Genomic DNA, 10,419 nt, shown 5'->3' with positions numbered 1-10,419 from the left:
ATTCTATACACTAAGTATAAATATTTTATCGCCTTTTATCTCATTTTTTTACCTTTGCTCAATCTCAAAAAAATTATGCAAGAAAAAATTGTTGTTTTAGGCTCTAACGGGCAAATTGGTACCGAGTTGGTAACCATGTTACGTAAAATATATGGTGATGATCATGTGGTTGCATGCGATATACGCAGACCAGATTACGATATCAAAAACTCTGCACCGTTTGAATTTGTGAATGTGCTTGATAAGGAAATGATCAATGGTATTTTTCATAAATACAAACCAACACAGGTTTACCTTTTAGCAGCTTTATTATCGGCTACAGGTGAGCAGAATCCAAAATTAGCCTGGGATTTAAATATGAACGGCTTGCTGAATGTTTTAGATTTAGCTTTAGAATATAAAACTGCAAAGGTATATTGGCCAAGTTCAATCGCTGTATTCGGCCCGAATTCGCCAAAAGATAATACCTCGCAATATTGTGTAATGGATCCGAATACCGTTTATGGAATCAGTAAACTGGCAGGTGAGCGCTGGTGCGAATATTATAACCAAAAATACGGATTAGATGTGAGGAGTATCCGTTATCCGGGATTAATCAGCTGGAAAGCTGCCCCAGGTGGTGGAACAACAGATTATGCGATTCATATTTTTCACGATGCATTGAAAAAAGGCAGCTACCAGAGTTTCTTAAATGCAGAAACGGAGTTGCCAATGATGTATATGGATGATGCCATTCGTGGAACAATCGAACTAATGGATGCACCGGCAGATCAGATTTCGGTGCGTAGCAGCTATAATTTTGGTGGGGTAAGTTTTACACCTGAGATTTTAGCAGCCGAAATCAGAAAACATATTCCGGATTTTACATTATCTTACGCCGCTAATGATCCCCGTCAGCAAATTGCAAATAGCTGGCCACGTTCTATCGACGATAACTATGCTGCAAAAGATTGGGGATGGAAACCAGAGTTCGATTTGTCGAAACTGACAATTGATATGTTGAATAATTTAAAAAAATAATATAAAGGTAGAGGGTTGAAAGGTTGAAGGCATAAGGTCTCCTATCTCAAATCTTATATCTCAATACTCGAAAAATGGGAAGAGCATTCGAATTTAGAAAAGAGAGAAAATTTAAGCGTTGGGCCAAAATGGCGGTTCAGTTTACGCGTATTGGTAAAGATATTGTAATGGCAGTTAAGGAATCCGGACCTCATCCAGAAACCAACTCGCGCTTACGTACGGCTATGCAAAATGCGAAAGCGGTAAACATGCCAAAAGATAGGGTAGAGGCAGCTATTAAGCGTGCATCTGATAAATCGATGGCCAATTACGAAGAAATTGTATATGAAGGTTATGCGCCACACGGTGTTGCCGTTTTAATTGAAACTGCTACTGATAATACCAACCGTACCGTAGCAAACGTTCGTAGTTATTTTAACAAAACGGATGGTTCTTTGGGTAAAACCGGATCGTTAGATTTCGTTTTTAACCGCAAATCTGTTTTCCGTTTTGTACCAGCTGAAGGTTTAGACTTAGAAGAGTTAGAATTTGAACTAATTGATGCTGGTTTAGAAGAATTATACGTAGAGGCTGATGAAGAAGGCAACGATATCGCTGTTGCTCAAGGTGCTTTCGAAAACTTTGGATCTTTACAAAAAGCTTTAGAAGAAAAAGGCATAGAGTTAAAGAGTTCAAAATTAGAGCGTATTGCTTTATCTCACCATGAGGTAACGGAAGAGCAGGCAGCTGATGTTTTGAAATTGATCGATAAGTTAGAGGAAGATGATGATGTGCAGGCGGTTTACCATAATATGGCAGAATAATATCAATTAGAATATTTTACAAGAGCTTGAAGATTTTTCTTCAGGCTTTTTTTGTGGTTTTTGTTTTTGAAGAGCAAAATCGGTGCTTATTGGTTACGACGGTCCCGCCATCATTTCAAGTCCTCGGCCTCGTTCCTCAACCTCCGGGCTTTCCATTTTGTCGGGTCTAGGTTACTTAGGTCAACCTAGGTAAATTAAACCTGACAGCAGCGGGCACGAACTCCCGATTTAAGCACTATTTTTATTGTTCTATTGTGTGCTTGCTTGTTTCACAGGTTTTCAATCGGGGTGAGTAAAGCGGATGGCAGGGCTTTTGGAACCGATAAGATACCGAACCTTGCTTTTCTAATTCTTTTACTCCTGATCGTCACCCTGATCCGATAGCTATCGGATTTATTTCAGGGTCTTGCCAGATAGATACTGAAACAAGTTCATTATGACGGATCGTTCTACTATTTCTTATGTGAAAATAGCCAGGTTAACAATTCTGGCTCTGCAAAGGCGCTGTCCCAGCTATTGTGGTTGGCATTTGGGTAAAGGGTAAATTTTACCTCATCTCCAACGGTTTTTAAGCGCTCGGCAATGGCAATCGAAAAAGCCGGATCAACTACATCATCTTTTGCGCCATGGAAAATCCAAAGCGGTATTTTTTGATATTTTTTAATATTGTTGGTGTTATCGCCACCACAGATGGCAATGGCAGCGGTAAATTTGCGGCGTTCTCTTCTTAAAAGCTCATAAGTACCCATTGCCCCCATTGATAAACCGCCCACATACACCTGGTCTTTGTTTATATAAGGTTTATTAAGGAAGTTTTTAACCATGCCTTGTAGCGCATGCATAATTTTGGTTGGTTTGCCACCCTCCACAAAACTGATTCTCCTTTTACCTTTTGCATCTTTCTCAAAATTGGCATTTGCCCAAAAGTCGTTTGATGGGCATTGTGGGAAAACAACAATAGCAGGGAAATTTTTGCGTAAATCATCTTTTAAAAACAATTTTCCACCATGTACCAGTTGACTGGTATTGTCATTCCCCCTTTCGCCGCTTCCATGGAGGAAGAAGATGATCGGATATTTTTGGTCGGGATTAAAATTCTCGGGAAAGAGGATTCTGTAGTAAATAGAGTCCATTCCTTTGATATAGCTTCCCTTGTCGTATTTTTTTAAGTCTTGAGCGTTTAAAAAGAGTACAGAAAAAAGAATGCAGATGGTAAAAAAAATCTTTTTCATCCGTTTTATATATTTTAAAGTTGATGAAGCTATCATGATTTGTTATTTCAAGGTGTGTTTTGATAAATTATGATGGTTTCATTTAACAAAAATAGAAAACCCTGGCTACTTTACAATAGCACAGGGTTCATAACCAAACCTAATTGTCTTTATTTGAGTGTAAAAGATGCTTCTTTTACATCGCGTGAATTTGTGCCAATGAATACTTTAAAATCGCCGGGTTCAGCCACGAATTTTAGATCAGCATTGTAAAACTTAAGATCATTTTCGGAAATGCTGAAAGTGACGGTTTTACTTTCTCCGGCTTTTAAATTAATCTTTTGAAAACCTTTTAGCTCTTTTACTGGACGGGTAATACTTCCCACAAGATCTTGAATGTATAATTGAACGACCTCTTTACCCTCATATTTACCCGTATTACTTAGCGTAACCGATGCCGTGATCGTTTTCCCTTTGGTTAAGGTATTTGAACTTAATTTAACATCGCTATAATTAAACGTGGTATAGCTCAGGCCAAAACCGAATGGATATAAAGGATCGTTGCTTACATCTAAATAGTTGGAACGGAATTTTTCGAACCATTTACCCTCTGCCAGCGGTCGACCGGTGTTTTTATGTGCATAATACAAAGGCACCTGACCTACATTTTGAGGGAAAGTTGCACTCAGTTTACCTGAAGGATTAACATCGCCAAAAAGTACATCGGCAATTGCATTTCCTGCTTCACTACCCGGGAACCAAACATTTAAAATGGAAGGAATATTTTCCTGCTCCCAGTTTAATGCCAACGGACGACCGGTAAACAACACCAGTACCACTGGTTTGCCAGTTTTAGCCAGTGCTTTTAACAGGTTTTTCTGTGTCTCGGGAATCTGGATATCGGTTACACTACTGCTTTCGCCTGTAAATTCAGAACCTTCGCCAATGGTAGCCACAATAACGTCCGATTTTTTAGCAATCTCTAGCGCTTCCTTGATCATTTCTGCTTCGGTTCGAGGATCGCGTTTGTAAGTGGGATTGTGGATGTTAACATAACGGTGTTCCATAGCAGAATCTGCTAAAAAATTAGCGCCGCGTGCGGTTAAAATTTTCGCTTTATCACCCAAAACATTTTTTAAACCTTGAAGTACCGTTACCGATTTATCGAAAAGGGCAGCAACACTCCAGGTACCGTACATGTTGGCGGTATTATCTGCCAATGGACCGATTAAGCCAATAGTCCCTGATTTTTTTAATGGAAGTATATTATTGTTATTTTTTAGTAACACGAAGCTTTCAGCAGCAATTTCACGTGYAGCCTGACGGTTAGCTGGACTAAAAACCTCTTTTTCTGCTCTTTCTGCATTACAGAATTTATAAGGATCAGCAAATAAACCAAGTTTATATTTTGCCTGAAGCACTAATCGGCATGCCCTGTCTATTTGTGCCATGCCAACTTTTTTCTCTGCCAATGATTTTTTTAAAGTACCTAAAAAGCCTTCGCCCACCATATCCATATCAATGCCAGCATTTAAAGCCAGGGCAGAAACAGTTTGTAAATCGCCCATGCCGTGGGCAATCATTTCAGGAATACCTGTATAATCAGTTACCACGAACCCTTTAAAGCCCCATTGGTTACGTAAAACATCGGTCATTAACCATTTGCTTCCGGTTGCAGGGATACCATCAACTTCGTTAAAAGAGGCCATAATACTGGCTGCTCCTGCATCAACAGCGGCTTTATAAGGGGGGAAATATTCATTGTACATGCGCACTTTGCTCATATCGGTGGTATTATAATCTCTGCCAGCTTCAGCAGCACCATAAAGCGCATAATGTTTTACGCAGGCTAAAATTTCGTTATTAGCCTGAAGTTTACCTTGATAACCTTTCACCATGGCTGCGGCAATTTGTGAACCTAAATAAGCATCTTCGCCACTTCCTTCCGAAATGCGGCCCCAACGCGGGTCTCTAGAAATGTCGACCATAGGAGAAAAGGTCCAGTTAATTCCACTTGCACTGGCTTCTATCGCAGCAACCCTTGCCGATTTTTGTACGGCGGCCATATCCCAAACGCAACTCATTCCTAATGGAATGGGGAAAACGGTATTATAACCATGGATTACGTCCATTCCAAAAAGCAAAGGGATTTTCATGCGGCTGTTTTCTACTGCAATCTTTTGAACTGCCTTTATCTTATCTACTCCTTTAATGTTAAATAAACCACCAACTTGTCCATCTCTGATTTTTTTAGAAATGTCGCTGCTGTTAGCCTGGCCGGTGGTGATATCGCCAGAACTTGGCAGGTTCAATTGACCAATTTTTTCATCAACGGTCATTTTCGCCATCAGATTGCTGATGAAGGTATTCATCTTTGCATCTGCTGCCGAAACAGGTTTTTTTGTTTGTGCTGATCCATTCAGTACAAGCAGGGTTAAAAAAACAACCAGGATATTCGCTCTCTTCATTATATGTGTGTTTTATTCTTTTTATTAGTTGGTGCTCGTTTCCAACGAATGCCTAAATAGCTTTACGATTTTATCGTGTTTTAACATTAATCGCTTAAAGCGATTGTTTATTTCCACACTCGTTAGAAACGAGCGTGAGCTATGTATTTTATTAATCAACTTTCTTTACCTCGGTTTTTGCCGATACACCATTCTCATTTATTGCTTCAATGGTAAAATAATAAGCTTTTTGGCTGTCCATTGCTTTGAACCAGTACTCGTTAAAATCATGGATCATAATGCAATTGTATAGCTTATCTGGCGCAGTACCGTAGTAAAGATTATAGGCAAATGCATTATCAACAGGCTGCCATTTGATGTAGGCGCTTCGTTTATCTTTTTCTGTCCTCAATACAATCAGGTTTTTAACCTTTGTTGGTTTTTCTCCATTTCCATTGCCGAAAACACGTAAGCCGCTAATGGCAAATTTTCCGGTTGGCATATGGATGTTTATCATTTTGATGAACCTGGTTTTTACTAGTGTCTGCAGTTCGATATAATCGTGCGGCACATCGGTTTTGTTCTGGCTTTTATCAACCAGGGTAGTCCATTTTTTACCATCAGTTGATGATAGAATCTTATATTGATGGTAAATTCCGATCTGTTTACCAATAAATTCTGCATCCTGATCTGCATAATTAATCTGGATGGCATTAACGGTTGCCAGACTACCCAGATCGGTTTGGATCCATTCTCCATTATTAGCGGTTTTGGCACTCCAATAGGTCTTAATGCTTTCATCAACAGCATTATTGGCATTAAAGCTTCCTAAAGTTGAAGAAACAGTAATGGGTTTTTTATAGTTAATTAGCATCCAACCTGGGCCTGCCGGACCACCTTCTTTTCTTTCGGAAGGAAGATAGAGGGGGTAGTCTCCAAAGGCAGTATTGGTCCACATCACATCGTCTTTATCAAAACCGGTTGGCCAGATACCCATTCTGCGCTCCCAGGTGTTTTTTACACAGATAATGCTGGTAGAAATGTGCCAGTAATTTTTACTGTTATCTTGAAAGGTTGCACCATGCCCTGCACCACGCGAAAATCCACCACCTTTATAACTTAAAGGATCAGATTGAGGCGTAAATGGGCTATCGTAAAACAAAGGTTTGGTTCCAACCACCACTCCATCAGAATAACCGCTAAATTCGGTTCCTGGTGCTCCGTATTGAAAGTAATATTTGCCATTATGTTTGGTCATCCATGCACCTTCGGCAAAAGGATCAAGAAATGTATTGTCCATATATTCGCCAAAACGCTGCCAGCCATACCGCCAGCTTTCAAGCAGGTACATTGGTGTGCGGGTACCTTTAGGTTGAAAAGTTTTGCGGTCTAATTCCACACCATACATGGGGTAGTTATTACTGCTTCCGTTATACATGTAAAATTTGCCATCGTCATCGGTAAAAAAGGACGGATCCCAGCCACCAATTTCTAAAGAATCAACCAATGGGAACCATTTGTTCCCTTTTGGATCGGTACTTCCCCATAAAGTGAAGTTTTTAGTATAGGTACTCCCGAAAACGACCATGGTATCGCCAACGATGCCTACCCCTGGTGCACAGAGTTCATCTTTTGTTTTGTTCCATGGACGGAGAAATTTTCTTTCATGGAATTTCCAGTTCAGCATATCAGCGCTATGCCAATAACCCCATTGGTTGGTGCTGAAAAGATAGAAATCGCCCTTATAATTTACAATCACCGGATCGGCAGTGGCACGGTGTTTCCCCCATTCGGTAAAAGATTCGAATGGTGTATAACCATAATCTACATTGATTGGATTGCAGTAAGTTTTTTGATTTTGTGCAAATGCCGAAGCAGTGCAGATCATGATTGCTATTGTTATAATCAGCCTTCTCATTTTATTTTTTTAAAGTAGGATGTTCAAAACCTAATTTTTGTAATCCATTCTGAACATTCTTGTTTCCCATAAAAAGCTTCCAAAGTAGGCCCGATCTGTAATTTTCGATCATCACAACTATTGGGCCTTGGTCGATACCTAAATATCTTTTCGGATACCAATTGTCCTGCTCTGAAAAGGCATCGTAAAAACCATATTTCCCCCAAACTTTATCGCCCAGATCTTCGTAAAGATGCCTGATTACCCTCATCGATTCTTTTGGAGTGTATGGGATCGATGATATAGCTGCAGTAGGAGAGATTACGCCAAAATCTTCCTGAGGATTGTGTGCTGCATAACCTTTTACCGAATAACTGGCTGTTAAACCCCAATTGTTTTCTCCATAACCTTTAAATTTCTTTGGGTTGGCCACACAGTAATCGTGTATGGCAAGTGTGTGGTTTACGTTATTTTCCCAATAATTTGCATAACGGTCTTTTAATCCTTTCGGATTTAAACCTAAATAGGAGTAATGTGCCCAAAATAATGGTCCTACTGAATTTTTCTGACCTTGATAATCAAGTGTAAAAGGATGTCCGTAAAATTTGAAACTAGTTTTAATCTGCCCGTTTCTTGCCCAACCTTCGTGATACACCTCTGCAGGGATACCATGCGTGGGGGATGAGGCGGCCATTACATACATAATCAAACATTCATTATAACCTTTAACCGGAAAGTTCATTTCCCATTTATACGCTGGCGACCAATGCCAGTACAATACATTTTGGCCATTGCGGTACCAGTTAAAATCGATTCCTTTCCAAAGTTCATCAGCTTTTTTCGCTAATGCCTTTTCACCATCCGTTCCATTTTTATAATATTCGTTAATACAGATTAAGGCCTGTGCAACAAAAGAAGTTTCTACAAGATCGCCTCCATTATCTTTTTGCCCAAAAGGACGTACTTTGGCAGTTTCTCCATTTATCCAATGCGACCATGCACCATGAAAACGATCGGCTTTGGATAGAAAATCCAATATTTTGTTTAATCTGTCTAATCCTTCTTTTTTTGTTACATAACCTCTATCAATACCGCTTAAAATGGCCATCAAGCCAAAGCCAGTTGCACCGGTTGCCACTGTATTCTTATCATTTTCCGGGTACACATTATCCACATGAAAGCGTTCTCTACCAGCACCTGATGTTGGTTCAGCCCCATCCCAAAAATATTGGAAAGTCTGTTTTTGCACAAGATCCAGTAATTCAATGTCGGTAAGGTTTTTTTTGATCTTCAGATCAGGATTGTATGCCTGTTTTTCACGCTGTGCACATGATGATAGCGTAAAAAGGGTAAATGATAATAAAAGGAAGTTTCGGAATATAAATTTCATTGCTGCTGTATAATGTTAAAGATTGGGACTGCTAAAACCAAGATTTTTCATGCCTGTTTTAACTTCGGGAGCAGACATAAATAAGTTCCAGATTAATTTGGTTCTATAATTTTCGATCATCACTACTATTGGTCCCTGATCTATGGCCAAAGTAGAAGAAGCAAACCATTGATCTTTTAGCGAGAAAGCATCGTAAAAACCATAATCTCCCCAGGTTTTGTTGCCCAGTTTATAATAAAAATATTTTAGCGCCTGCATCGATTCGGTTGGCGTATACGGAAAAGATGATAAGGCTGCGGTAGGGGCAATTACACCAATATCATTGTTCGGCGCACTTGCAGTATATCCGTTAGGAATATCACTTGCCGTTAAACCCCAGCAATTTTCGCCATAACCATAGTTTCCGAGCGGATTAGCTTTGCAATAATTATAATTAATCTGCGTGTGTGCTTTAGCCTGTGTTTCGTAATTTGCGTAAGCATCGCTTAACCCTGTTGGATTGATGCCCAAGAAAGAATAGTGTGCAAAAAATAATGGGCCACCATTGGCTGTGCCTAAAGGAAGTTGAACACCATAATAGGTATTCCCATTTTTCATTGCTCCATTTTGTGCCCAACCAGTATCATAAACAGTTTTAGGGATCGAATAAGTAGGAGAGGCTGCTGCCATTACATAAGTGATCAGGCACTCGCTCCAGCCTTTAATGGGCAGGTTCATGTCCCAGTTATAATTAGGGCTCCAATGCCAGTAAAGTGTATTACTGTTATCTTTTCTGTACCATGTCCATTCTACGCTGTTATAAATGGTATTAATATCAGCTCGTAACGCAGTTTCTGCTGCATCAGTTCCATTAAAATATTGACGGGCGGTAATTAAGCCTGCCATTAAAAATGAAGTCTCAACGAGATCGCCACCATTATCTTTGGTACTGAACGGAATTACTTTTCCGGTATTGCCATCCAGCCAATGTGGATAGGCGCCATGAAAACGATCGGCAGTTTTTAAAAAGGATACCATCTTTTGGATCCTCGTCAATCCATCGGCCCTGCTGATGAAATTTCTGCTGATACCAGTAACCAAGGCCATGATTCCAAAACCCGATCCACCAGAAGTTACGGTATTACCAGATGTATTTCTTTCCCTTGCAAGGCCACTGGTTGGGTGTGCAAAATCCCAGAAATATTTAAAAGTCTGCTTTTGAACTAAAGTTAAAAGGTCGTCGTCGCTGATGCGGGCAAATTTATCTGCATCATCAACAGCAGTGATCAGGTTTACAGCAACCGCCGATTGAAGTTTGCCACCGGTTTTTGATGATAAATTGTTATTAACGTTTAAGATATATTTAGTAATGGGCTGCAATGCAGTAGCAGTAATTACAACCGTATTATCGTTGTTCTCTAATTTGGAAGTGAATGCTGCCGGATTTCCAGAGGCATCGGTAAGGGTAACGTTGCCACTTATAGAAGTAGAATTGATTGGTGATGAGAATGTTATTTTGATAATTGGGTTATTGTTTAAGCCATAATAGGTAAAGCCACTGTAAGCATCGTTTACCTTTAAATCGCTAAAAGCGAAAGATGATGGTGTAACAGGCGGATCAACCGGTGCTGGTGTATCGCCTTTTTTGCACCCAAAAAAAACAGCCGATAAG

The 10,419-nt window shown here is 39.8% G+C and carries 7 protein-coding genes; 2 read left to right on the top strand and 5 right to left on the bottom strand.

Features of this window, described 5'->3' with window-relative positions:
• Positions 1-75 precede the first annotated feature (75 nt).
• Positions 76-1,020, top strand: coding sequence for an NAD-dependent epimerase/dehydratase family protein (locus AC1DND_RS08995; protein ID WP_477580933.1), 945 nt, complete (start codon positions 76-78; stop codon positions 1,018-1,020).
• Between the two features lie 74 nt (positions 1,021-1,094).
• Positions 1,095-1,823, top strand: coding sequence for a YebC/PmpR family DNA-binding transcriptional regulator (locus AC1DND_RS08990; protein WP_029274031.1), 729 nt, complete (start codon positions 1,095-1,097; stop codon positions 1,821-1,823).
• 452 nt (positions 1,824-2,275) lie between these two features.
• On the opposite strand, the gene AC1DND_RS08985 is transcribed toward AC1DND_RS08990, so the two are convergent.
• The 5 genes from AC1DND_RS08985 to AC1DND_RS08965 all read right to left on the bottom strand — a co-directional run.
• Positions 2,276-3,055 carry a carboxylesterase family protein gene (locus AC1DND_RS08985; protein ID WP_477580931.1) on the bottom strand — a complete coding sequence of 260 codons (780 nt, stop codon included), beginning with the start codon at positions 3,053-3,055 and terminating at the stop codon, positions 2,276-2,278.
• 149 nt (positions 3,056-3,204) lie between these two features.
• On the bottom strand, positions 3,205-5,502 hold the full coding sequence (bglX, locus tag AC1DND_RS08980) for a beta-glucosidase BglX (protein WP_477580929.1): 2,298 nt from the start codon (positions 5,500-5,502) through the stop codon (positions 3,205-3,207).
• Between the two features lie 151 nt (positions 5,503-5,653).
• Positions 5,654-7,399: a family 43 glycosylhydrolase gene (locus AC1DND_RS08975; protein WP_477580927.1), complete on the bottom strand. Its 1,746-nt coding sequence runs from the start codon at positions 7,397-7,399 to the stop codon at positions 5,654-5,656.
• Between the two features lies 1 nt (position 7,400).
• Positions 7,401-8,768, bottom strand: a complete 1,368-nt coding sequence (locus tag AC1DND_RS08970) for a glucoamylase family protein (protein ID WP_477580925.1) — start codon at positions 8,766-8,768, stop codon at positions 7,401-7,403.
• Between the two features lie 15 nt (positions 8,769-8,783).
• Positions 8,784-10,419: glucoamylase family protein (locus tag AC1DND_RS08965; protein WP_477580923.1), on the bottom strand; the 1,636-nt coding region annotated here is incomplete at its 5' end.

The sequence above is a fragment of the Pedobacter sp. 01N416 genome (genome assembly GCF_056399685.1).
Note: the sequence above shows the minus strand (reverse complement) of the source record. Positions and strands in the feature narration are given on the sequence as shown.

Excerpts from the sequence above, each read along its gene's own strand:
- AC1DND_RS08995 (WP_477580933.1), top strand. The coding sequence starts at position 76 with ATGCAAGAAAAAATTGTTGTTTTAGGCTCTAACGGGCAAATTGGTACC.
- AC1DND_RS08990 (WP_029274031.1), top strand. The coding sequence starts at position 1,095 with ATGGGAAGAGCATTCGAATTTAGAAAAGAGAGAAAATTTAAGCGTTGG.
- AC1DND_RS08985 (WP_477580931.1), bottom strand. The coding sequence starts at position 3,055 with ATGAAAAAGATTTTTTTTACCATCTGCATTCTTTTTTCTGTACTCTTT.
- AC1DND_RS08975 (WP_477580927.1), bottom strand. The coding sequence starts at position 7,399 with ATGAGAAGGCTGATTATAACAATAGCAATCATGATCTGCACTGCTTCG.
- AC1DND_RS08970 (WP_477580925.1), bottom strand. The coding sequence starts at position 8,768 with ATGAAATTTATATTCCGAAACTTCCTTTTATTATCATTTACCCTTTTT.